General features: G+C 62.5%; 25 protein-coding genes, 1 tRNA gene and 1 pseudogene. 13 read left to right on the forward strand and 14 right to left on the reverse strand.

Features of this window, described 5'->3' with window-relative positions; translation table 11 throughout:
* Positions 1–33: 33 nt before the first annotated feature.
* Together ACSQ23_RS04790 and ACSQ23_RS04795 are read right to left on the reverse strand one after the other, a co-directional pair.
* Positions 34–612, reverse strand: coding sequence for an alpha-ketoglutarate-dependent dioxygenase AlkB (locus ACSQ23_RS04790; RefSeq protein WP_436089913.1), 579 nt, complete (start codon positions 610–612; stop codon positions 34–36).
* 50 nt (positions 613–662) lie between these two features.
* Positions 663–1,487 carry a transglutaminase-like domain-containing protein gene (locus ACSQ23_RS04795; RefSeq protein ID WP_436089914.1) on the reverse strand — a complete coding sequence of 275 codons (825 nt, stop codon included), beginning with the start codon at positions 1,485–1,487 and terminating at the stop codon, positions 663–665.
* Positions 1,488–2,082: 595 nt separating this feature from the next.
* Between ACSQ23_RS04795 and ACSQ23_RS04800 the strand changes: the two genes are divergently transcribed.
* Entirely contained in the window at positions 2,083–2,514 is a 432-nt protein-coding gene (locus ACSQ23_RS04800) for a hypothetical protein (RefSeq protein WP_436089915.1), read from the forward strand.
* Between the two features lie 84 nt (positions 2,515–2,598).
* Here the strand turns inward: ACSQ23_RS04800 and ACSQ23_RS04805 are convergent, their stop codons facing one another.
* Positions 2,599–2,919, reverse strand: coding sequence for an I78 family peptidase inhibitor (locus ACSQ23_RS04805; protein WP_436089916.1), 321 nt, complete (start codon positions 2,917–2,919; stop codon positions 2,599–2,601).
* A 593-nt stretch (positions 2,920–3,512) separates the two neighbouring features.
* On the opposite strand from ACSQ23_RS04805, the gene ACSQ23_RS04810 reads away from it, so the two are divergent.
* From ACSQ23_RS04810 to ACSQ23_RS04825, 4 genes and pseudogenes are all read left to right on the forward strand, one after another.
* Positions 3,513–5,459 carry an ice-binding family protein gene (locus tag ACSQ23_RS04810; RefSeq protein ID WP_436089917.1) on the forward strand — a complete coding sequence of 649 codons (1,947 nt, stop codon included), beginning with the start codon at positions 3,513–3,515 and terminating at the stop codon, positions 5,457–5,459.
* 116 nt (positions 5,460–5,575) lie between these two features.
* Positions 5,576–6,040: a L,D-transpeptidase gene (locus ACSQ23_RS04815; RefSeq protein WP_436090565.1), complete on the forward strand. Its 465-nt coding sequence runs from the start codon at positions 5,576–5,578 to the stop codon at positions 6,038–6,040.
* Between the two features lie 139 nt (positions 6,041–6,179).
* A pseudogene (locus tag ACSQ23_RS04820) lies at positions 6,180–6,359 on the forward strand (helix-turn-helix domain-containing protein); the annotation flags it as partial.
* Positions 6,360–6,432: 73 nt separating this feature from the next.
* The gene (locus tag ACSQ23_RS04825) at positions 6,433–6,915 is read left to right on the forward strand and encodes a VOC family protein (protein WP_436089918.1); all 483 of its coding nucleotides are present in this window, start codon (positions 6,433–6,435) and stop codon (positions 6,913–6,915) included.
* Between the two features lie 74 nt (positions 6,916–6,989).
* Here the strand turns inward: ACSQ23_RS04825 and ACSQ23_RS04830 are convergent, their stop codons facing one another.
* Positions 6,990–7,178 carry a hypothetical protein gene (locus tag ACSQ23_RS04830; protein WP_436089919.1) on the reverse strand — a complete coding sequence of 63 codons (189 nt, stop codon included), beginning with the start codon at positions 7,176–7,178 and terminating at the stop codon, positions 6,990–6,992.
* Positions 7,179–8,783: 1,605 nt separating this feature from the next.
* On the opposite strand from ACSQ23_RS04830, the gene ACSQ23_RS04835 reads away from it, so the two are divergent.
* On the forward strand, positions 8,784–9,833 hold the full coding sequence (locus ACSQ23_RS04835; RefSeq protein WP_436090566.1) for a flavodoxin family protein: 1,050 nt from the start codon (positions 8,784–8,786) through the stop codon (positions 9,831–9,833).
* An 85-nt stretch (positions 9,834–9,918) separates the two neighbouring features.
* Here ACSQ23_RS04835 and ACSQ23_RS04840 read toward each other — a convergent pair whose 3' ends face one another.
* Together ACSQ23_RS04840 and ACSQ23_RS04845 are read right to left on the reverse strand one after the other, a co-directional pair.
* Positions 9,919–10,215: a hypothetical protein gene (locus ACSQ23_RS04840; protein ID WP_436089920.1), complete on the reverse strand. Its 297-nt coding sequence runs from the start codon at positions 10,213–10,215 to the stop codon at positions 9,919–9,921.
* 24 nt (positions 10,216–10,239) lie between these two features.
* On the reverse strand, positions 10,240–11,037 hold the full coding sequence (locus tag ACSQ23_RS04845; protein ID WP_436089921.1) for an SOS response-associated peptidase family protein: 798 nt from the start codon (positions 11,035–11,037) through the stop codon (positions 10,240–10,242).
* Between the two features lie 108 nt (positions 11,038–11,145).
* Here ACSQ23_RS04845 and ACSQ23_RS04850 point away from each other — a divergent pair, with 108 nt between their 5' ends.
* Entirely contained in the window at positions 11,146–11,742 is a 597-nt protein-coding gene (locus ACSQ23_RS04850) for a sensor histidine kinase (RefSeq protein WP_436089922.1), read from the forward strand.
* Between the two features lie 193 nt (positions 11,743–11,935).
* The gene (locus ACSQ23_RS04855; protein WP_436089923.1) at positions 11,936–12,385 is read left to right on the forward strand and encodes a cupin domain-containing protein; all 450 of its coding nucleotides are present in this window, start codon (positions 11,936–11,938) and stop codon (positions 12,383–12,385) included.
* Positions 12,386–12,817: 432 nt separating this feature from the next.
* Here ACSQ23_RS04855 and ACSQ23_RS04860 read toward each other — a convergent pair.
* Positions 12,818–12,907 (reverse strand) — tRNA-Ser (locus ACSQ23_RS04860).
* A gap of 240 nt (positions 12,908–13,147) precedes the next feature.
* Between ACSQ23_RS04860 and ACSQ23_RS04865 the strand changes: the two genes are divergently transcribed.
* The 3 genes from ACSQ23_RS04865 to ACSQ23_RS04875 all read left to right on the forward strand — a co-directional run bounded on the left by ACSQ23_RS04865 (position 13,148) and on the right by ACSQ23_RS04875 (position 14,160).
* Entirely contained in the window at positions 13,148–13,471 is a 324-nt protein-coding gene (locus tag ACSQ23_RS04865) for a hypothetical protein (RefSeq protein WP_156384598.1), read from the forward strand.
* A 12-nt stretch (positions 13,472–13,483) separates the two neighbouring features.
* On the forward strand, positions 13,484–13,828 hold the full coding sequence (locus tag ACSQ23_RS04870) for an MmcQ/YjbR family DNA-binding protein (RefSeq protein WP_436089924.1): 345 nt from the start codon (positions 13,484–13,486) through the stop codon (positions 13,826–13,828).
* A 65-nt stretch (positions 13,829–13,893) separates the two neighbouring features.
* Positions 13,894–14,160 carry a hypothetical protein gene (locus tag ACSQ23_RS04875; protein ID WP_436089925.1) on the forward strand — a complete coding sequence of 89 codons (267 nt, stop codon included), beginning with the start codon at positions 13,894–13,896 and terminating at the stop codon, positions 14,158–14,160.
* Between the two features lie 234 nt (positions 14,161–14,394).
* Here the strand turns inward: ACSQ23_RS04875 and ACSQ23_RS04880 are convergent, their stop codons facing one another.
* From ACSQ23_RS04880 to ACSQ23_RS04905, 6 genes are all read right to left on the reverse strand, one after another.
* A complete protein-coding gene (locus tag ACSQ23_RS04880; RefSeq protein WP_055875875.1) occupies positions 14,395–15,030 on the reverse strand; it encodes a peroxiredoxin in 636 nt (211 codons plus the stop codon).
* A gap of 307 nt (positions 15,031–15,337) precedes the next feature.
* Complete coding sequence (locus tag ACSQ23_RS04885; protein ID WP_055873375.1) at positions 15,338–15,520, reverse strand: hypothetical protein; 183 nt, start codon at positions 15,518–15,520, stop codon at positions 15,338–15,340.
* A gap of 357 nt (positions 15,521–15,877) precedes the next feature.
* Positions 15,878–16,444, reverse strand: a complete 567-nt coding sequence (locus ACSQ23_RS04890; RefSeq protein ID WP_436089926.1) for a CreA family protein — start codon at positions 16,442–16,444, stop codon at positions 15,878–15,880.
* A 214-nt stretch (positions 16,445–16,658) separates the two neighbouring features.
* Complete coding sequence (locus tag ACSQ23_RS04895) at positions 16,659–16,970, reverse strand: SelT/SelW/SelH family protein (protein ID WP_436089927.1); 312 nt, start codon at positions 16,968–16,970, stop codon at positions 16,659–16,661.
* Positions 16,967–17,407, reverse strand: coding sequence for a Crp/Fnr family transcriptional regulator (locus ACSQ23_RS04900; RefSeq protein ID WP_055994830.1), 441 nt, complete (start codon positions 17,405–17,407; stop codon positions 16,967–16,969). Before ACSQ23_RS04900 ends, ACSQ23_RS04895 begins: the two co-directional genes overlap by 4 nt.
* A gap of 14 nt (positions 17,408–17,421) precedes the next feature.
* Positions 17,422–17,847 (reverse strand): cyclic nucleotide-binding domain-containing protein, encoded by a 426-nt coding sequence (locus tag ACSQ23_RS04905; RefSeq protein WP_055873390.1) that lies wholly within the window; start codon positions 17,845–17,847, stop codon positions 17,422–17,424.
* Positions 17,848–18,057: 210 nt separating this feature from the next.
* Here ACSQ23_RS04905 and queF point away from each other — a divergent pair, with 210 nt between their 5' ends.
* Positions 18,058–18,504, forward strand: a complete 447-nt coding sequence (queF, locus tag ACSQ23_RS04910; RefSeq protein WP_436089928.1) for a preQ(1) synthase — start codon at positions 18,058–18,060, stop codon at positions 18,502–18,504.
* A 95-nt stretch (positions 18,505–18,599) separates the two neighbouring features.
* Complete coding sequence (locus tag ACSQ23_RS04915) at positions 18,600–19,619, forward strand: heparan-alpha-glucosaminide N-acetyltransferase (protein ID WP_436089929.1); 1,020 nt, start codon at positions 18,600–18,602, stop codon at positions 19,617–19,619.
* 202 nt (positions 19,620–19,821) lie between these two features.
* Here ACSQ23_RS04915 and gnd read toward each other — a convergent pair whose 3' ends face one another.
* A complete protein-coding gene (gnd, locus tag ACSQ23_RS04920) occupies positions 19,822–20,799 on the reverse strand; it encodes a phosphogluconate dehydrogenase (NAD(+)-dependent, decarboxylating) (RefSeq protein ID WP_436089930.1) in 978 nt (325 codons plus the stop codon).
* Positions 20,800–20,801: the final 2 nt, after the last annotated feature.

Here is a 20,801-nt window from a genome sequence, read left to right on the forward strand (position 1 = left end):
CGCTGCCCCTCAGGAGCGTCGAGCCAAAAGCCCTCAAGCTGCCGGACCGGTGTAGGACGCAAGCGTTCGAAACGTTAAGGAGAACCTGGGTTCTTGCACCGGTGGTATGCTGTGCTCCCAGTCAGTGCGCACTTCCCCGCTCAGCAGGTAAGCCGATCGAGGATCGAGGCCAATATTATGCCGAAGCCAGGTGGTTCCCCGCTTCTTCCGCAGCCGCATAATGCAAGCTGCGCCCAGCGATACCCCGACGACCTTCCCAAAGGCGGCCTTATCCCGGTGCCAACCGATGGCGGCGCCCTGGCCGTATTCGGTTACCAAGAGCTGCTGCAGTGCGCCCTCCTCGATGCCAAATAAGCCGCTGACCCGCTGTAGCACCGGGGCGAACTCGACGGGTAACGGGTCAACGGCGATTAGCCGCTGCGCACTGAAGTCATACTTCCACCCGAACGAGACGACGCGGCGCTTGCCTTCGAAGCCGTGGAACTCGAATGCGCGAAACGGCAGGTTCGGTAACCAACCGAGCATCTCGTCTTCCTCTTTGGGAGAAAGGACATCAGCGCGATATTGAAACCCGGCGATTAAGTCGGGCGTACCGAACAAGTCAGCGGTCATCCGTGGCTCTCCTTCGCATCCAATGCGAAATCAATGTGGCGTTCTCTCTGTCACACTTCGTAATCCGACGATTGAATCTCCTCGGTCAGTACTTCGAATTGAGTCAGTAGCGCCGGACCAAATTGCGTGGAAAGCGCGACGTCGGTCGCGTCGCGTCCCGTCGCCATCAGAATGCGCCCTATCCGCGGGGTATTGTGCCGCGCGTCGGCCGTATACCAGTGCCCCCCGAGGTACACCTCAAACCAGGCGGAAAAATCCATCGGCGCGTCCGACGGGGGCACCCCGATGTCCCCGAGGTAGCCGGTACAGTATCGGGCAGGGATGTTCATGCACCGACATAACGCTATTGCGAGATGGGTGAAGTCGCGGCAGACCCCTACGTTCTGCAGATAAGCTCCGTAGGCAGAGCGGGTCTTGTCCGCCTTCTGATAGTCGAAGCGAATGTGATTATGCACGAAATCCAGGATCGCTTGCACTCGTGGCCACCCTGGCTGGGTCTTATCAAACAGTTGCCAGGCGATGTCCGAAAGAAGGTCCGTCTCGCAGTAGCGGGATCCCAGAACGTACACCAAGGTGTCATCGGGCAAATCGCGGATGTTGTGCTGCGCCGCATCGTGAGGAACAAAGTCGGGTAATCCGCCGTCGTAGATCTCAAACGCGGTCGAGATGGTAAGCCGGCCAGCGGGTGCGGTCAGTCTAGTGCAGACGTTGCCGAAGCCATCAAGGTAGTCCCATGTCTCGACAGGTGGCGAAAATGTCAGTGACTCCGGCGTCAGTAAGTCAGCGCGCCGCGTCGGGTGCACCTTGAGCGTCAAGAGCATCGGCGTGGGTCTTGGACATTCGTACGCGATAGTGAACCCAGCCTTGATCTGCATCATCGTTTCCCAGTGTCGACGGATAACGAGAAGCAGACCCCGGGGTTCAGGGTGATCTGATGAAGTTTCATAGCGGGAGAAACTTGACCGCTTTTCCTAGAGCCGGAAACGGTGCCAAGGGCCGGTCAAGAACTTGCGCTAACGCATTCGCTCATTGGCACCTGTAGGACCCTAGAAGTTCGGCAGCGATGCAGCTGGGTGCTTGAGCGGGCAGTGAGACGGGCCTGGCTAAGGGTAGTCCAGCAACGATGCTCTACGGTCCGCAGTGAGATGGTCAACTAGCCCGCCCTCAGTGCCCTCAACGCCGACCGTTAGCGACATGGGGAGGCAGAACGCAAATAGCACAGCGGCGATGTCGCCCCGATATGCCTTGCATGGTGTCGAGATAGACCGACGGCCGCGGACGCACAACACGCCCTGTCGCCCGCATAAAACACAAGTTCAACTACTTACACCGGAACAGCCCATTCATTGGGCTGCAGGGCGCCTCAATGAGAAGCACAGGCCGAACCACTTGGACGGCCGCGTTAAGTTCGGAACCGGACGTTGCTACGCAAGTTGTCTGCGCCGAGGGCAAGAAAAGGAGAAGAACACGATGAAAATCATTGCCACTCTTATGATCGCGGCAGCCTTGGTGAGCGCCCCGTTTGTCGCAGTGGCTCAGGATGCCAGCACAGCGACCACGGCGGCTACCGAGGCGGGCGTTTCGGCGAAGACCAACTATGGGTCGCTCATTTCCAGCCTCAACTCTGGCAAGATGGCGGACGTCAAGACGTTCACTTCCGCCTCAACGGTGAAGTGCGTGAACGTCTCGACGCTCAAGGGTGACGCTGCAGGTGATGCTGCGGCCCTGGACAATGCGCTGACCAAGAGCGCCACGCTGGTGATCGAACTCAAGACTGCGATCAATGCCAACGCCGACCTTAAGGCCAAGCTCGACACGGCAACCTGTCCGATCGAGAAGATCGTCGCAGTGACGACGGAGGCCGATGGGTCCTATACGGTGTACGTAGACGACCGAACCTGATCGCAGGTTACCGCTCCGGCCTCCTTTGCGGGAGGTCGGGGCTTTTAGTGTTTCGGGTGCTGCTGCCAGGCAGCGGCCTTTAGATCAACCGCAAGTTGCTCGCAGTAGCCTGCCCGACGTGTCGGTTTCCAAGTTTAACCGACCTTCACTGTAGTTCTGTATGACGGCTTGCCCGGGCGCAATTACGCGAACGTCCCCCTTGGACCGCACGGGATTGTTGCCGATCCTAACATCGGAGGCTGACTTGCCGGTGACCGGCTGGCCGATAAGCGTCTTCACCTCGGAGGCGCCGCAGTCAGCTACCGGTAGCGAGTGAACGGGTGGGCGACTGGTGCTCGCGCAACCACTCAGAACGAGGATAGCGACTAGACCGACGGAAGGAACAAGGCGGGGCGACACAGCCACTCTCGGGTTGGAAAACGGTCGCCGATCCCACGCATTGCAATCCGCCGGAATTAAGCCGGCCGAGTCCCTGTGGCGCGACGAACTCAGACGGACAGGTCATCGAGAATTAGGCGGGAGGTGGCGCCTCACGAGCGGGACAGGCAGCGAAACCCCACTGCACCGCGAACCGCTAAATTGTTGGTGCAGCAATGATAGCGCGGCTACTCGATACATCCGCCGCTCTCCGACACTGCGCCGAGATTGTTACCGGCGCGTTAGTGCCCGTGGCAGTGATCACGCTAGTTCGTGAGGTGGCAGGGGTCATCTTTTGAGCTTTTGCAGCAACACTCTCTTCCTACAAATCAATTTTGGGCGCGTTCATTTGGTTGGTGGACACAGGAATATTTACAACTCTCAGCCAATCGCAACGTCTCTTTCTTCCACAATATCAACGGCATAAATTATTCCTGAGTGATAATGCGCGCACTCGGAGAACTTTTTCATATCATAAGTTAATAAGAACCCATCTTCCTAAGAATAGACGCATACAGTAGTGCTTGTGGAGGCCATTAGCGGCAGCGTTGACACGTTAATCATCCATGCGGAGATGTACGATGACTCGCGGTAAAGAACCTACGCAAAAGTACGCTATATCAGCCGCGGCTCTTATCGCTGTGGCAACAGTGTCTTTACTAGCAGGCGCCACGGCAGCCGACGGGCAAAGCCTCGATACATTTGCAATTTTGGGCGGCTCAACCATAACCAACACTGGCACGAGCGTCATTGTCGGCAACATAGGTGTAAGCCCTGGATCTGCGATAACGGGCAAGGGGCCGGGCGCGGATCAGATCGTCCTGACAGGCGCTTACTTCCAGGCCGACAGCGTGGCGGTTCAAGCCAAGAGCGATCTGGCCACCACCTACAACGTCTTGATGAACCGTCCTGTCACCGAGGCCTTGGTCGGCAACGAACTTGGAGGACGGACCCTCACTGCAGGTGTTTATTCCTTTGAAAGCGAGGCCAATTTGAATGGCACGCTGACTTTGCAAGGTGATGCCGACGACGTCTTCATCATTCAAGTACCCGCAGGGCTAACAACGGCTAGCAACTCGTCGGTAGTCATTGCCCCCGGCAGTACGGTCAATCCCGCCAACGTGTTCTTTGTCGTGGGAAGCTCGGCGACGCTAGGCACGAATACCGACTTCATGGGACAGATCGTTGCACTGACCAGCATTTCCCTTTTGACCGGTACCACGATCGATTGCGGCGCTGCCTGGGCGCGCAATGGAGCGGTCACGCTGGATACCAACGAGATCAACGTCTGCGTCTTTGACGTCAGTGACGGCGAAATTGGTGAGGATCTGGATGACGGGGACACCACTGATAACGAGCAAGCCGTTATCGACGCGATCAATGACTATCTGGAGAACGGCGGCACGCTGCCGCTGGGGTTCCTTATACTCGATCTCCTGACACCTGAAGAGTTGGCGGATCTGTTGGAACAAATCGCTGGTGAAACGGGGACGGGAGTGGCGCCCTCAATTCATCAGTCCATGAACTCCTTTCTGGATCTCGTTACGGGTCCGCATGGCGGGATGGCCATGGCTCCCTTGCCTGGCGAAACAATGGGCCGCGGCACTGTGAGCGTCATGGGGTACGCGCCGTCCCCCGCGCCTGCCGGGCAGGGTGCATTTGAAGGTTTCGACCAAGGGCCGGCATACCCGGATGTAGCCGATTGGACTATCTGGGCCGCCGGCTTCGGCGGAACCAGCCTGACCGAAGGCAGCGCATCGATCGGCAGCCGTGATCGCACGGTCCGCGATATGGGCGTTGCTGTGGGCGTCGACTATCACCTCTCCGAGGGAACCCTCGTGGGAGTCGCGGCCTCAGCGGGCGTCACCGATTTCGCGCTTGCCGATGAGATGGGGTCGGGCAACAGTCAGATGTTTCAGGCTGCCATTTATGGGCGGGCCGATGGCGAAATGGGGTATGTCGCCGGTGCCTTGGCTTACGCCTATCACAGCGTCGAGACAGAAAGGCGCCTTGCCGTCGCAGGGGAAGACGTCTTCAACGCCAACTTCGGGGCCCACAATATCGCTGGGGAGATCGAAGTCGGTTACCATGTAGGTTGGTTTACGCCCTATGCCGCCGTGCGCGGTCAGACGGTGTTCGAGCCCGCCTACGCCGAGACGACCACCTCGGGGGCCTCCACCTTCGCGCTGGGCTACGGCGAGAACGAGGCACTATCGGCGCGCGTTGAGCTCGGCGCGCTGGCGGATTGGGAGACGACGGTAGAAGGCGGAAACATCGGGTTACATGTAGGTGCCGCCTGGGGCCATTACCTATACGCGGACAACGACGTGAACGCAGAGTTCCTGGCGCTGCCCGGGTCCAGCTTCGTTATCGAGGGCGCTCAGCAGGCGACGGATGCCGTGCTGATCACCGCCGGCGCCGAAATTACCTTCGACAGCGGCTTGGCCTTCGCAGGCAGCGTGAACGGCGAGTTCGCTGAGAACTTCCAGTCCTACGGTGGCTCGTTTCGCCTAAGTCAAAGTTGGTAGCCTCGAGGTTCCATCGGGGACCGAGCTCTAAGACCGGAGCCGCAAGGGTGACGTTGCGATATTCGGGGCGTTGGCGTTGCGGCCTCCAGATATTGGTGCTGAGTGCGGGCCTTGCGCTGCAGCTTGGCTCTACCGATGCCTGGGCTGCTGACCTGATTGCCTTTCGCGAGGCCTTTTCACCGGGCACCATCGTGGTCCGGACAAGTGAGCGCCGCCTGTACCTTGTTCTGCGCAACGGCCGGGCACTACGCTACATCGTTGGCGTGGGGAGAGTGGGCCGGCAGTGGGTTGGCAAGTCTCACATTGAAGCCAAATTCATCGGGCCGAACTGGGCGCCACCGGATGCTATCCGTCGCGATAAACCTCAGCTACCTGCGCTAATTCCTGGAGGCTCTCCGTCAAATCCCATGGGGGCAGCCGCACTTACGTTAGCGGGTGGCACCTACGCGATCCACGGCACCAACGCTCCCGAAACGATAGGGGGATTCGTGTCGTACGGATGCATAAGGATGCTGAACGGAGACATCCTCGATTTATATGCCCGGGTCGACGTTGGAAGCAGAGTTATAGTGACTCAGTGAGGTTGGGTCGCCTGTCTAGCGGACTAAGTCGTTAACCTGTCCTTAACCAACCGCTACCAAGCTCGCGCAAGACTTTCTCGGGTCAATTGGGGGCTCAGAAAGGAACTTGATGATAGACGCTGATCTGAGTGCGGCCGAATCTCTGGTTGGAATGTCTGTTGCAGACGTCGAACAGGCGCTAATCCTAGCGACTCTGCGCCAGACAAACGGCAATCGCACGCATGCCGCCAATATGCTTGGCATTTCTATCCGAACTATTCGAAACAAGCTCAGCGCCTATGCCCAGGCGGGAATGTTTATTGACGGGAGGGCGCCATAGCTACGTTTCCTAGTGACAGGTGACTGGGCGTCTGTTGAGAGGTAGAACTCGGGTAACTACTGGGGAGATAAACGTGTCCAGCATCGCGCCACCGGAAACTCGCGTGGGCCATATCCACCTTAAAGTCGCCGACCTAGAACGCTCCATTGCGTTTTACTCGGAGATATTGGGCTTTGCGTTGACCGCGCGGCTCGGCTCCGGCGCAGCGTTTCTGGCGGCAGGCAGCTATCATCATCACATCGGCCTCAATACTTGGGAAAGTGCCGGTGGGACGCCACCTCCGGCGGGACATACGGGGCTCTATCACACTGCGTTTCTTTACCCCGACAGAAGGTCGCTAGCCCAAGCCGTGAAGCGAGCAATCGCCAGGGGCATCGAGATAACTGGCAAAGCGGACCACGGAGCCAACGAAGCGGTATATTTCCGCGATCCTGACGGCAACGGCGTCGAAATCTATCGAGACAGGCCCGAGGCTGAGTGGCCACGCAACTCGGATGGCTCACTTAAGCCGCTTAACGAGCCTCTCGATCTGGAAGCACTTTTGGCCGAGGCCTGAGGCTGAGTGACTGCGTACATCCGAAGATGAGCCGGAGACCCCGCTGTCCTCCCTGCCGGGTCCGGCTCATTTCTCTACCGCTGCCGCCTGACCAGCCAAACCCGCGTCTCGATCGAGTGCGGCTCATCTGCTTCCTTAAAACCGAACCAGCCGCGCCAATAATTGAACTGAACGCGCTGTTGCGCCGGATTGTCGGTGTGGAAGATCCATCGCGCGAAGTCGGGCTCCAGGAACTCGACGGTGGGAATAGCGGGCTCAGGCATGCCGGGCCCCGGGATCTTAACGGTCATCATTGCAGAGCCTTGAGATTACTTCACTCACCCGGACTGCCGGGAAGGGGTTCGTATAGGAAACAGCGGGCACCCCCGTGGTAGGCCGCAGTGAGCACCCGCCGTTTGATGCCCAAGGGGCGAAGATGACGAGGGGCATCAACGATCCGACCCATTGGAGGGCCGGTTACCGAAGCTGCGCTATGCAGCTTTGTTGACACCCGATTTACCCCCTAACGCTGTTACGGTACTGAGGCGAAACTGCAGGATCGGAGGAACCCCCACCAGGCCACGTTGTCGCTACCAGCGGGTGGAGGGGCTGATGCTTTCTGGAGTCCCTGCCTATCAGTTAGGCGCGCACGTCGCCTTGGGCGCCATCCTTTTCCTTACGGGAATTTACACTCCGCTCCTGCTGAAACGATCACCGCCAACTTGGGCGCTGGTGGGCGCCGCCGTCATGGCCGCAATACTTATGGGAGCAGCGGTATTCGCCATGTTCGCCGGGCACTGGCCTTTTGGCGGAGGGTTACAGCGGGCGGAACTGTAGGCCGCCTTGGGATCCAACGGCTGGCACGAGATTTAGAACTCAACCGCACGCCTCTTGTTCGGCGTCGCCTCACTCGCGGCGACAGCACCGCGCCGGTGCCGTCTTCCAGCGCGGCGCTTTGGACCATCGTGGCCATTTCCTTCTCACCGACGAGCGCCCACTTACTTGATGCCTGAGGGCGGGTAAGTTGCCGCGAAATCCGGGTGGGATGTCATAGTTAAATGCAGATCTCTCGGATGCGCTTCAGTGTGCAACTTGAAGGCAGAATGGGCGCAACCTAAATTCGCGTCGCGTTCAACCTGCGGCCAAGGGAGGTACCGATGTCGCACTATATTGATTGGGTGGATGGTTGGGAGATCCACAGCCGTCCGGATGGCGGGTACGGTGTATATGACGCTCATGGGCTGGTAGCCGGCCCGTATGGCACCAAAGACGCTGCTCTTAAGGCTGCACTGCAGTTACCGAAGCCTAGGCAGGCAGGCACCCGGCACATCGCGGAAGCAGGCGACCGTCATTAGCGAGATTCGCCGTGCTTGCGGACGTGTTGATGAGGTCGTTGTTCTGGGTCTTGGCGCTGACCGCGCTCGCCACGCCATTCGCCTGGGCTTGGGACTGCTCTGAGATATGATCAGGTAGCGGTCGATCTGCTGGGTAGGATGGGCGTTCTCTGGGAGGAGAGCAGCGGGCAGTAGCCGTGCATGGCGCGCCCGTTGACTACCCAATGACGGCTAGCCGCAACGGGGCCGCCCGGCTTCTTCAACATACCAACTGGATAGGCGAGCGCAGCGGGGTCCGAAGCGTTCGCGCTGCAGTGCCTTGCTTCGCCCCCGCGTGAGTGATGACGACGCGCGAGCGCGGCGAGAGTTCGTGATGCTTGGTGCGGCTCCCTTTTTTGGCGCCGCAAGCTCACGGAAGGCCGAAGAGGTTCCCGCATAGAACCGTGCAGGTACGACAAAGGGGAGTTCTAGGGAACCTGCCGTCTCCTCAATGCTTGTGGATTCGAGAAGAGGACCGCCCAGATGCCCCAACCGTTCCCTATCCCCCGCAAGGAAATGCCATCCGTGGAACTCGGCGAGGAAGAGTTCCGAGAACGCTACCTTCAACAGTTTGCCGATCCGAAGTTCGCCGATCTGAAGGAGGAGCTCGACCGCATCGCAGCCGTCGCCTGGGACGGCTACAGCAATAGTCGGAAGGCGCCAGTGACTGCAAAGGCCGGACCGGGATACGCCGATCCTGACTATGACCTGTCGGTGGATTGGATTGCGGCCAAAGCGGCGGTCGACGCGGCGCAGCGGGAGTACGACAGCGCGGATCGCCCGCCGCGGCTGCTCTTCGTCAATGCCTCCTCGCGTAGCGAGCACACGTGCCCTGGCGAAAGTTCGAAGAGTTGGCGGATGGTGAAGATGGCAGCCGATCTCGCCAAGGCGGACGCGGCCGAAGTGACAATCCTCGATCTGTCACGGCTCGCCTCCGAGTATGGGCGCAACATTTACCCATGCAAGGCATGCTTTTCGACCGCGGCGCCGCTCTGCCACTGGCCGTGCTCATGCTATCCGAACCACTCGCTGGGCCAGGTGCAGGACTGGATGAACGACATCTACCCGATGTGGGTAAAGGCAGATGGCATCTTCATCGTCTCGCCGGTGAACTGGTACCAGGTGAGCTCGCCGCTGAAGCTGATGATGGACCGACTGGTTTGTGCCGATGGCGGCAACCCCGACCCAACGCTCACCCATGGCAAAGATGCCGAGACGGCAAAGGCGATCGAACTCGACCACTGGAACTACCCGCGGCACCTGGCGGGGCGGCTTTATGCTGTGGTGTCGCATGGGGACGTCGAGGGGGCGGAGAATGTGCGGCGGTCGATCTCGGACTGGCTGCGCTTCATGAAGCTGGAACCGGCGGGGCCGAAGGCCGAAGTCGATCGTTATGTCGGCTACTGGAAGCCCTACGCGATCAGCCACGACGAGCTGGATGGCGATCTAGGCATGCAGGGTGAAGTGCGCAACGCCGCAGCGACGCTGCTCGAGGCGGTGAAGCTTAAGCGAGCCGGCAAGTGGGTCGCGGCCGGCGCGTCGCTCCACGAGCCGAGGCAGAAGTAGCCCCGAATAATGGCGGCAAGCTTGGCCGGTCCTCTCTTCGCTCTGCATCTCACGGGGCGAGAAGGCGGGGCGCAGTTAGCGTTCCTCATCGCGCACGAACGCCATAGCGACAATCAGCTGGGTTGGCTTCCTCGGCCAATACGCGGAGCCGTGGATCGTTGTTCACTGTCGGCAATGCGGCCGCCGCGGCGAGTATCGACGCGAGACGCTCCTGCAGCAATTTGGCCCTGATATCCGGATGACCCTCCTTCACCCCAGGATTGCCGCTTGGCGCGGCTGTGCGTTGGCTCAGCGCGGTCTCGATAAGCCCGATCTGACGGTCGCGTTCCCCTGCAAGATTGCCTACGACATCGAAACGCCTGTGCAGGATGCTCGTCCGCAACGGCGTTCATTCGGATAGCCTCTCTCAGAACAGAGAAGGCTCAGGCTCGTCCGGCTCGAAGGGTGGCGGATCCTCCTTCGGGCCAACCGAGACGACCTGCAGCACTCCGTCGGGCAATGGCCGCTGAAGTTTCTGCGCCTCTTCCCATGGGGCCGTCATCCATATCTCGATTTCCTCAGGCGTCCTGAGGATCACTGGCATGGCGTCTGGGTTGGCGACGGCGACGATGTTGTTCGGATCGGTGGTGAGGAACGCGAAAAGGTCGGTGGTGACCATGCCCTCCGAGGTCTTGCGCACGCTGGTCCACTGCGGCGCGAAGATGCCGGCGAAGAATGCTAGAGGCCGGCTGTCGTCGAAGGCGAACCAGGTATTGCCGAGCTTCTTGCCGTCGGGACCGATCTCGCTGCTCACCTCGGCGAAGCTCGTGAACGGCACGATGCACCGGAACTCCGGCGCCAGCCACCGTTTCCAGTGCTGGCTTTTGGTGTTCCGCACGTTGTGGGTGCCGCGGTCGGGCTCCATCCGCACCAGCTCGGCAAACTCCTCGGGGCTGAGGTCGCGGCCCTGCTTCTTCGCAATCTTGTCCGCTCGCGCCTGGGCCGCCTGGTAGAGGGCCTGCGACGAGGTCGGCATGCCCCAGCGGACCTTGATCAGCTCACGGAATCCGGGCTGGTTCCGGATGATTGGCGCCAGCATGTCAGGATACACACCGGCCAGCGGCGCCAGGTTGCCAACGTTTGCCCCGACCTCGAGCCGGAATATCGTCTGCACCATCTGGCGGATGGCTTCGACGTTCGTAGTGATCGAGTAGGCGTGGCACATGGCCGGGACGCTACCCGGCCCGGCGGCGTGGTGGCAAGCTAGTGCCGATCCTCCAACGCCGGCACTGGCTGCAGATATCCATGGCCTACGAGCCAAGTCGCGAAGGACATGCGCTGGCTGCGCCGCGACCCGCCCAACCTCAAGGAGGTCGAGACGGCGATGGGCCGGGTGATCTCGGAAGGCGGGCGCGCCAGCGATATCGTCAAGCGCATCCGCGCCTTCCTGAGCAAGGCGCCGGGTCAACCGGCTGAACTGAGCATCCTCTCGCTTATCGAGGAGGCTTCGGCATTGGTCGAGCGCGAGCTGGCCCGGGCCGGCGTGCACCTGAGCGTCAAGGCGCCGGATGGCTTGCCCACGGTGCTCGGCGACCGCGTGCAGTTGCAGCAGGTGCTGGTGAACCTGATGGTCAACGCCAGCCAGGCCATGGCGGAGCATCCCGGCAACCGCCGGTTGGCCGTCAAGGCATGGGCAGACGGCGGCAAGATCGAGATCATGATGTCCGACACCGGCCCGGGCATTGCGCCCGAGAACCTGCAACGCCTGTTCGATCCGTTCTTCACCACCAAAGCGGATGGCATGGGCATGGGGCTCGCGATTTGCCGGACCACCGTCGAGGCGCATGTTGGCACCCTCACCGTCGAAAGCACGCCGCCCCATGGCGCGACCTTTCGGCTGTCGCTGCCGGCAAAGGAGGCCAGCACATGATCCGGCAGTCATCCGGGACGGCGCGTCAGCGGCCTGACCACTCCGGTGAGAGCCCCCCGGCGTCCAAAGCCACCAATACGATGGTCTTGGCGACACGATCGTCTGGCTGTCCACGCCTCACCATTATGGGGTTGCATGGAGCGCAGAGGTCCCTGATCGCCTGAAGGGACGCGGAACGCACTCGAGGTCAGCCATGACGACAGGTCCACTATCTCGCCACAGCCTTTCGCCGACCGAGGTTGGATCGGTCCATCCCGAAGACATCCGCTTCGAGCCGTTCGCCGCATTCCCCGCCGGGGCGGTGCTCGCGATAGTCGTCGGCGATCCAGGCAAGCCCGGCCCGTATGTCGTGCGCGTGAAGGTGCCCGGCGGCACGAGGTTGATGCCGCATACCCACCCGGAAGATCGTATCTACACGGTCATATCGGGCGTGTTCTACATCGGCTTCGGCGCGACATTCGACCCCGAGACGCTCCATGCCTACGGCGCGGGAAGCGTCGTTGTCCTGCCGCGAGACACGCAGCACTTCCATTGGGCAAAATCCGGTGAGTATGTCACGCAAGTGACCGGCGCCGGCCCCTTGGGCATCGCCTACATCGATCAGCAGGATGATCCGCGCAACGCCGCCGGCCAAACTTTGTAGTTGGACTAGCGCCGGAAACGCGACCTGCGCCGATGGGATCTGTCACCCACTGACTTAATCGAATGATCGTGGCTCGGAAGGTCGCGACGTTCGCTGCAGTGATTTGGAAGCGGAGGAACCCATTTAGCACTGGAGCCGCCCGGCCTTTGTGACTCGGAATCCGCAACGGTCCATTAGCGGTCCTCCAGACAGCTGAGACTGCACAGCGGGCGATTTGTCTAGACTGTCAAAAATCTTGGCGACTGACCGCTTGGTCGGGCATCCGGATAGGCTATCACCCAAACACGTTAGTGTTACCCCGGGGGGTGCTTCTGCTGGCCCGCGGAAGGCTTACCGTTCAGGGAGGGGGCAGCAATCACGAAAATTACTAGGTGCCTCGCAAGGTGCCCCGGACCAGATTCCGCCAAAAACTTCAATAATATCAAAGGTGGATGGCGGAGAGAAAGGGATTCGAACCCTTGAGACGGTTCCCCGCCTACACACTTTCCAGGCGTGCGCCTTCGACCACTCGGCCATCTCTCCGCATGCAGCGGGCCGGGCGGGCCCGGGTCTGCGTGTCCGGGGGCTGAGCCTGCCGGAGCGGGCGCAATATACTCATCGACGTCGTGACCGCAAGGCACATAGCGCGCCGATGACGGGGATTGCGGTCAAGGCCTGGCAAAGTTGTCTTGTCCCGCGCGCAGACCGCGTGGCAAAAGGGTTGCCAGCAGCCGGTGGAGCATTGGGACCCCGCACGGCGCATCCCGGACGCGACGGACCTCGATGCGGCTTTTTATCAGGCTTTTGGGCACCTGGCTCCTTGGTGTGGCGCTGATCCTGTTGATCATCGACGGCACGCGCTCGCTCGGCGCCAACCAGCTGATCTTCACCTCACTTGCCGAGAACTGGACCTGGCTCAATGCCGAGAGCCTCGCCACGGTGCGCGAGTTCCTCGCCGGCCGGTTCTTCGGCATGGTGCTCGAGCCGGTCTCGGAGGCGATCTTCGCCATGCCGGGCTGGGCGGTGCTTGCCGTGCCCGGCGCCCTGCTGGCCTGGGCCGGGCGCTCGCGCAAGACCCGGCTGTTCGTCCGGCACGACCAGATCTGACAGGAACGGCCCTTGACCCTCCATGACCGCGACGGCTTCACCGCGTTTGTCACCACGCTCCCCGGGGTGACGCTGCACGAGCAATGGGAGGCACTGGTCGCCAAGGTCGGCGGCAAGGCGTTTTGCCTGCTCGGCGACGCCTCGGGCGATATCGTCTTCAAGGTCGGCGAGATCGCCTTCGATGGGCTGACCGAACTCGAGGGGATCGAGCAGGCGGCCTATTTCGCCAAGCGCCAATGGGTGCGGGTTTCGCCCGGCGCGCTCGAGAACGAGCTCGCCGAGGGCTATGTCCGCCAATCGCATCGGCTGATCGCCGACAAGCTGACGCGCAAGCTCAAGGCCGAGCTCGGAATCTGAGCAGCACGTTGACGAAGTCGTTCAGGCCTTCTTAACTACCCGGCATAAGCCATGAGGGGGCGAAGATGGTTGCGGGATTGCTTTATGTCATTGGGCTGATTGCGGTGCTGGCGACGATCGTCGTTGCCGGGTACGGGGCGCCCGGCCTGATCCAGTTGGTCAACACGACGCTCGATACGCCGGGCGCGGACCTCGTTGCCACGCTCATCGACGTGGCGCGGCTGCTGCAGTGGGCCGTGCTGCCGTTCGTCGGCGGGCTGGCGCTGATGGGGCTGGGGCGCATCGTCATGCTGCTCGGCGCCATCAACCGGGCGCTGCGCGGCAACGCATAGAGCGGACCAAGCGCTCACAGGATCGGAGTGTGACGGGCTCTATCACAGGTGTCCCCTCACCCACGGTTTGGGGCGCAGTTTGGTGGCAAGCGAGCTGATTGCCTGCGACGGCAATGGCCCACGATCTGACCTCCCCACCGGATGACACCGAGTGGGTGGGGCCTCTTCGGCAGGGCCTGAAACAGAAACGGGCGGCCTGCGGGCCGCCCGTGATTTCGTGAGACTAAGCCCTGATCAGGCGCGCGGCTGCGGCACGATGCGGAGGTAGGGCTTCAGCGTCTTCCAGCCTTCCGGGTACTTTTCGCGGGCTGCTTCGTCGGAGACGGCGGGGACGATGATGACGTCTTCGCCCGATTTCCAGTTCACCGGCGTCGCCACCTGGTGCTTGGCGGTGAGCTGCAGGCTGTCGATGACGCGGATGATCTCGTCGAAGTTGCGGCCGGTCGAGGCCGGATACTCGATCTTGAGCTTCACCTTCTTGTCCGGCCCGATGACGAACAGCGAACGCACGGTGAGGCTGTCATTGGCGTTGGGGTGGATCATGTCGAACTTGGTGGCGATCTCACGATCGACGTCGGAAATCAGCGGGAAGTTGAGCGTGGCGCCCTGCGTCTCGGCGATATCGGCAGCCCAGCCGGCATGGTTCTCGAGCTTATCGACCGACAGGCCCAGCACCTTGACGCCGCGCTTGTCGAACTCGGGCTTCAGCTTGGCGGTGTAGCCGAGCTCGGTGGTGCAGACCGGGGTGAAATTCTTCGGGTGCGAGAACAGCACGGCCCAGCTGCCGTCGATGTAATCGTGGAAGCGGATGCGACCTTCGGTGGTCTCCGCCTCGAAATCGGGGGCGGTATCGCCGATGAGAATTGCCATGATGAACTCCTTGATGCGGGTCGTTGCCACTACTGGCACTGGAGCAGGATTGCGATCGTTCGATCGCCCTCCAGCTCCACGTCCTTGTTTTGTCGCGAGATCGAACCGGAAAAGTCTCACAACTTTTCCTGATCTCGCTCTAGCGCGCGCCACTATCGAACGCGGCCCAGTCGAATGCGACTGCGCCGCATGAAATCTTTTTGTGTTTTGCCGTCAAGCGGCAACAACCGCTTCCCCGGGGGTGCGGTCAGCAGCAAAATCAGCGTGCTAGGTCGGTTTCGGCAGCGTGCTACGAGGTCGAGAGGGGTTAGATGAGGCCGCTGGCGAAGGCATATTGCAGGGCGGCCACGATCGCCAGGGGCGGCGCCAGAGCCAAAGCCAAAGCGCGCGGCTGGCTGAGCCTCGCCACCCGGGCGATGAGGAACACCACGACGATGAAAAGCAGCGAGGCGACGATGGACGCCGAACCCTGCGACAGCCAGCTGAACATGATCACGCCTCCCGAAGCCCGCGGGCGGGCATCGCGGTGAGCCTGCGCGCCCACAGCTTGCCTGGGGCTTGCCCGGTTCGGTCGCGGTTGAATCGAGTTTGAACGATGTGGGGGGGTGTTTGTAGCTGGCCCGCAACTTGGCACTGCGGGTGGTCTCGCGTCCCCTCGCCCCCTTGGGGAGAGGGCGGCGGATGAGGCCGAAGGCCTCACTGCGGGGTGAGGGGCGCCAAGCACACAAGATGAGCAGACGTCGCTGCAAGGCCGGCCCAGCGCTCGATGCCGGTGCGCTTGGCGCCCCTCACCCCCGCCCTCTCCCCAAAGGGGCGAGGGGGCGTTGTGGCGCGGCCGGCTGAAAGCCTAGATACCGCCAGCTGCCGCGCCGGCCGGGGCGGGTGCTGCTGCGGCTGCCGCAGGCGAGCCCTTGGGGGCGCCGTTGGTCCAGGTGACGTCGAGGCCGGTGAGCGGCACCACCGACAGCGACATCTTGCCCGAGCCCTGCTGCAGCTCGCGCGAGTGGGCGAGGTAGACCAGCGAATTGTTCTCGGCGTCGTAGATGCGCGAGACACGCAGGCTCTTCCAGATCAGCGAGCGCGACTGCTGGAAGATCTCTTCGCCACCCTTGTTGGTGTTGATGTTGCCGATGGTAACCGGGCCGGCGGCGGCGCAATCCACCGCCGAATAGGACGGATCCTCGAACCAGTTGCCCTGCTGCAGCCGATCGATCAGCGAGCGGTTGAAATAGGCGACATGGCAGACGACGCCCTTGATCTCCGGATCGGCGACCGCTTCGACATTGATGTCGTTGCCGGTCCAATCGACCCCGACGCGGCCCACATCGGTGCCGTTATTGTTGCCGCAGGCGGCGAGCGCGCCAGTGAGAACGAGGGCGAGACCGAGGGAGGCGAAGCGCTTGAGCATGCTCATGAGGTCCAGGGGTTCGGGGTTGCGGTGTGGCCTGATGTGGGAACCTTGCCGGGTTCACGCAACGGCTAGGGGCCGCAATAGTTGCGGGCTCGGTCGCAAGGACGCTCTAGTACTGGAGCTGGTGCGGGCTGCCCCCCACCCCTGTCCCCTCCCCGCAAGGGGACGCGGTAGCGCCCTGGGGGGAGGGAGACGCTCACACTGACATTGAGACCGCTCAGGAGTGGCCGTGCTTCGCGGCTGGACCGTGCGGATGGTCGATATGGCCGAGGTCGCGGCCGGGATCGATGCGGTCGCGCACCAGTTGCTTGATCTGCTTGGCATCAGGGAAGCCGCCGTCGCGCTTGCGCTCCCAGATCAGCACGCCATCGAGATGGATCTCGAAAATGCCGCCGGTGCCGGGAACAAGGCTGACCTCGCCCATTTCGAGGCCGAAGGTCGAGAGCACCTCCTGCCCCATCCAGGCGGCGCGCAGCAGCCAGTTGCACTGCGTGCAGTAGGTGATGGCAAGCTTGGGTTTGTCGGTCATATCTGCGGATCCGCCCAGGAGGAGAAGACGTTGGTCGGCAGCACCAGGACGTCGTCCTCCTCGGCCTCCCGGCTCTTCAGCGCCACCAGCTGCGCCGTGGTGGTGTTGACGCGCTGCGCCAGGAGCCGGGCGATCTGCAGCAGCCAGGACGGGTGCGCCTCGAGCACGGCGAGTGCGTCGTTGATGACGTAGAGCTGGACATCGGTCACGGCGCGCACCGTCGCCGAATGCGGGCGCTCCAGCAGCACGCTCATTTCGCCGAAGATGGCGCCGGGCTGCTTGATGGTCGAGACGAACTTGCCATCGCGCAGCACTTCGACCTCGCCCTCCTTCAGCACCATGAAGCTGCCGCCGGCCTGCCGGCCCTGCACGATCAGCTCCGTGCCAGCGGGGAAGAAATCGAACTTCAGCCAGCTTTCCGTCTCTTTGTCCGCCACCGGAGCAACTCCCGCTATTCGAGCAGTGCGAAAATCTTGTCGAACATCACCTGGTCCTCACGGACCTTGGCCTGCCGCCGCATATCGACCAGCAGCGCCGTGGTCTTGTGCAACCGCGCCGCGAGGAGTTTTGCGATATGCCGGGCCGCGGCCGGGTGCGCGTCGAGGAACGCATCGGCGTCGTCGGCCACATGCACTTCGGCGCCGTTGCGCGTCCTGACCGTCGCCGAATGCGGCAGGTCGAGCAGCGCCGACATGTCGCCGATCACCGAACCCGGGTCACCGATCGCCGCCACCGTGCTGCCGTCGCGCACCACTTCGAGATCGCCGGATTTGAGGATGTAGAGCTTGCCGGTGCGCGCGCCCTCATTCACCAGTACCGCCCGCGGCCCCAATACGCTCACCGGCAGCGTCGCCGCCGCCACGAGGATCTGCTCCATCAACCCGCCTTCAAACCCAACCCACCCGAATACTTGGCGCGATGGTAGCCGAGCTTTGCCGGGATGCGAAGCCATTCGGCGACGCCCCGGGCGATTGTGCTGGATGCGCCGACGGTCGCGGCGTATGGAGCGCGAGCGCCGGCCATTGCCGGTGGCAGAACGCAACTCCCGTCCCCGGTCATCCGCCGGGCCCGACCTCAGGAGACACCTATGGATACGTCCGTCCTCGGCCGCCCGGCCGAGATGCCGCTCGACCCGGGCAGCGCCGTGCTCGACCGGGTGCCCAACCCCCATCCCGATATCGACTACCTGATCCGCTTCACCGTGCCGGAATTCACCGCGCTCTGCCCGATCACCGGGCAGCCGGATTTCGCCCATCTGGTCATCGACTATGTCGCCGACCAGTGGATGATCGAGTCGAAATCGCTGAAGCTGTTCATGTTCTCCTACCGCAACCACGGCGCCTTCCACGAGGCGACGACGGTGGAGATAGCGAAGCGCCTGGTCGAGGCGCTGGCGCCACGCTGGCTCCGCATCGGCGGCTACTGGTACCCGCGTGGCGGCATCCCGATCGATGTGTTCTGGCAGACCGGCGCGGCGCCGGCCAACCTCTGGCTGCCCGAACAGGGCGTGCCGGGCTATCGCGGCCGCGGTTAGCACGCTGGCTTTGTGGCTCCCCTCAAGGGGGAGGGGAGCGACGACTGAACCATGCGGTGCCCTTGTAGCCTTGAGCGCGCGGTGAGCGTTCCACTATGGTCGCCGCAGACGAGCGGGAGTTGCAGCAGGTGAGTCGTGACGTGAGCAGCGGGCAGCGGCCCCGCTACCAGCTGCTCGATCTGCTGCGCGGCGTGGCGATCATCGCCATGGTCATCTTCCACATCGCCTGGGACCTCTATTATTTCGGCTACTCGAACGTCGACGTCACCACGGTGTTCGGCTGGGTGCTGTTCCAGAAGACGATCCTCTCGAGCTTCCTGCTGCTGGTCGGCGCCGGGCTGGTGCTGGCGCACGGCAAAGCCATCCGCTGGAACAAGTTCTGGCGCCGCTTCGGTATTGTCGTCGGCTGCGCGCTGCTGGTGACGGCGGGGACCTACTGGATGTTCCCCGATTTCTTCGTGTTCTTCGGCGTGCTGCATGCCATTGCGCTGTTCTCGCTGATGGGCCTCGCCTTCCTCAGGCTGCCGCCGCGGCTGGTGGCGGCCATCGGCATCGCGATTATCGTGGCCAACCTCGTCTACAACGATCCGATGTTCTCGAGCCGCGAACTCGGCTGGATCGGCTTCTGGCCGACTTCACCGCCGACCAGTGACGTGGTGCCGATCTTCCCGTGGTTCGGCGTGGTGCTGCTCGGCATCGCGGCGATGCGGGACATCCTCGCGTCGCCGCTCGGCGAGGATCTGGGGCACTTCCACAGCAATGAGCCGCTGGCGCGTGGCCTGGCATGGATGGGCCGCTGGAGCCTGCCCATCTATGTCGTGCACCAGCCGCTGATCATCGGCGTGCTCTTCGGGCTGGCGCAGCTGCAGGCGCCGGTGCTGGCGCCGCCGGTGCTGAGCCTCGGCCAGGATTTCGTCAAAAGCTGCAACGCCGCCTGCCTCGGCACCGGCTCCGACCTCGCCCGCTGCGAGCGCTATTGCGGCTGCGCCGTCGAGCAGGTGGAAACCGGCAACCTCTGGGAAGCGGTCGCGGCGACGAACCCGACGCCGGAGCAGAGCACGCAGCTCAGGGCCGTTGCGCAGCTTTGTACGGCGATGGCGGATAAGACGCCTTAGGGCATGCTTTCAGCGGTTGCGCTGAGGCTCGCAGGTAGAGCATGTCGTAGACGGTCTGCGCTCTCGCCTCCCCACCGGCTGTCATCCCAGCGAAAGCTGGGACCCATCCATCAGCAGGCACGGGCTGCGAGTTGGATCCCAGCTTTCGCTGGGATGACACCGAGTGGGTGGAGAAAACTGTGCGCTTTCCCGGCAGAGTCCCCTAGCTCTGTTCCTTATGCCCCCCGAACCCGAGCCGCATGGCCGACAGCATCTTTTCGGCGAAGTTGTGCTCCTGCCGGGAGCGGAAGCGGGTGAACAGGGCGGCGGTCAGCACCTCGGCCGGTACGGCTTCTTCGATCGCGGCTTCCACCGTCCAGCGGCCTTCGCCGGAATCGGCGACGTGGCCGGAGAAGGCTTCGAGCTTGGGGTCCTTGGCCAGCGCGATGGCCGAGAGGTCGAGCAGCCAGGAGGTGACCACCGAGCCGCGGCGCCAGACTTCTGCGATATCGGCGACGTTGAGCTCGAAGCGTTCGCCCGGCGGCAGCACTTCGGCGTTCTTGCTTTCGAGGATGTTAAAACCCTCGGCATAGGCCTGCATCATGCCGTATTCGATGCCGTTATGGACCATCTTGACGAAGTGCCCGGCGCCGGCCGGCCCGGCGTGGATGTAACCCTGTTCGGCGCGCGGATCGAGGCTGCCGCGGCCGGGCGTTTCCTCGATCTCGCCCTTGCCGGGGGCGAGCGCCGCAAAGATCGGGTCGAGATGGTCGACCGCGGCCTTTTCGCCACCGATCATCAGGCAATAGCCGCGATCGAGACCCCAGACACCGCCGGAGGTGCCGACATCGACATAGCGGATGCCGGTCTTCTGCAACTCGGCGGCGCGGCGGATATCGTCCTTGTAGTAGGAATTGCCGCCGTCGATCAGGATATCGCCGGGCGCGAGGCAGGAGGCGAGATGGGCGATGGTGCCCTCGGTGATCTTGCCGGCCGGCAGCATCACCCAGATGGCGCGCGGGGCCTCGGTCAGCGAGGCGACCAGCGCCTCGAGCGTCTCGGCCGGCCGGGCGCCGTCATTGCCGAGCGTGGCGCGGGCATTGGCGTCGATATCGTAGACGGCGACATCGTGCCCGGCGCGCATCAGCCGTTTGGCGATATTGCCCCCCATGCGGCCTAACCCGACAATACCGATCTGCATGA

This window comes from Devosia sp. LjRoot16, from assembly GCF_964252795.1.
GTDB lineage: Bacteria > Pseudomonadota > Alphaproteobacteria > Rhizobiales > Devosiaceae > Devosia_A.

What these genes read in the sequence shown, in the direction of transcription:
- ACSQ23_RS04865 (WP_156384598.1), top strand. Translation starts at nt 13,148, where the DNA reads ATGCGGCTTTTTATCAGGCTTTTGGGCACCTGGCTCCTTGGTGTGGCG.
- ACSQ23_RS04895 (WP_436089927.1), bottom strand. Translation starts at nt 16,970, where the DNA reads ATGACCGACAAACCCAAGCTTGCCATCACCTACTGCACGCAGTGCAAC.
- ACSQ23_RS04915 (WP_436089929.1), top strand. Translation starts at nt 18,600, where the DNA reads ATGGTCGCCGCAGACGAGCGGGAGTTGCAGCAGGTGAGTCGTGACGTG.
- queF (WP_436089928.1), top strand. Translation starts at nt 18,058, where the DNA reads ATGGATACGTCCGTCCTCGGCCGCCCGGCCGAGATGCCGCTCGACCCG.
- gnd (WP_436089930.1), bottom strand. Translation starts at nt 20,799, where the DNA reads ATGCAGATCGGTATTGTCGGGTTAGGCCGCATGGGGGGCAATATCGCC.
- ACSQ23_RS04795 (WP_436089914.1), bottom strand. Translation starts at nt 1,487, where the DNA reads ATGCAGATCAAGGCTGGGTTCACTATCGCGTACGAATGTCCAAGACCC.
- ACSQ23_RS04845 (WP_436089921.1), bottom strand. Translation starts at nt 11,037, where the DNA reads ATGTGCCACGCCTACTCGATCACTACGAACGTCGAAGCCATCCGCCAG.
- ACSQ23_RS04905 (WP_055873390.1), bottom strand. Translation starts at nt 17,847, where the DNA reads ATGGAGCAGATCCTCGTGGCGGCGGCGACGCTGCCGGTGAGCGTATTG.
- ACSQ23_RS04800 (WP_436089915.1), top strand. Translation starts at nt 2,083, where the DNA reads ATGAAAATCATTGCCACTCTTATGATCGCGGCAGCCTTGGTGAGCGCC.
- ACSQ23_RS04890 (WP_436089926.1), bottom strand. Translation starts at nt 16,444, where the DNA reads ATGAGCATGCTCAAGCGCTTCGCCTCCCTCGGTCTCGCCCTCGTTCTC.
- ACSQ23_RS04850 (WP_436089922.1), top strand. Translation starts at nt 11,146, where the DNA reads ATGCGCTGGCTGCGCCGCGACCCGCCCAACCTCAAGGAGGTCGAGACG.
- ACSQ23_RS04790 (WP_436089913.1), bottom strand. Translation starts at nt 612, where the DNA reads ATGACCGCTGACTTGTTCGGTACGCCCGACTTAATCGCCGGGTTTCAA.
- ACSQ23_RS04830 (WP_436089919.1), bottom strand. Translation starts at nt 7,178, where the DNA reads ATGCCTGAGCCCGCTATTCCCACCGTCGAGTTCCTGGAGCCCGACTTC.
- ACSQ23_RS04855 (WP_436089923.1), top strand. Translation starts at nt 11,936, where the DNA reads ATGACGACAGGTCCACTATCTCGCCACAGCCTTTCGCCGACCGAGGTT.
- ACSQ23_RS04880 (WP_055875875.1), bottom strand. Translation starts at nt 15,030, where the DNA reads ATGGCAATTCTCATCGGCGATACCGCCCCCGATTTCGAGGCGGAGACC.
- ACSQ23_RS04810 (WP_436089917.1), top strand. Translation starts at nt 3,513, where the DNA reads ATGACTCGCGGTAAAGAACCTACGCAAAAGTACGCTATATCAGCCGCG.
- ACSQ23_RS04875 (WP_436089925.1), top strand. Translation starts at nt 13,894, where the DNA reads ATGGTTGCGGGATTGCTTTATGTCATTGGGCTGATTGCGGTGCTGGCG.
- ACSQ23_RS04835 (WP_436090566.1), top strand. Translation starts at nt 8,784, where the DNA reads ATGCCATCCGTGGAACTCGGCGAGGAAGAGTTCCGAGAACGCTACCTT.
- ACSQ23_RS04885 (WP_055873375.1), bottom strand. Translation starts at nt 15,520, where the DNA reads ATGTTCAGCTGGCTGTCGCAGGGTTCGGCGTCCATCGTCGCCTCGCTG.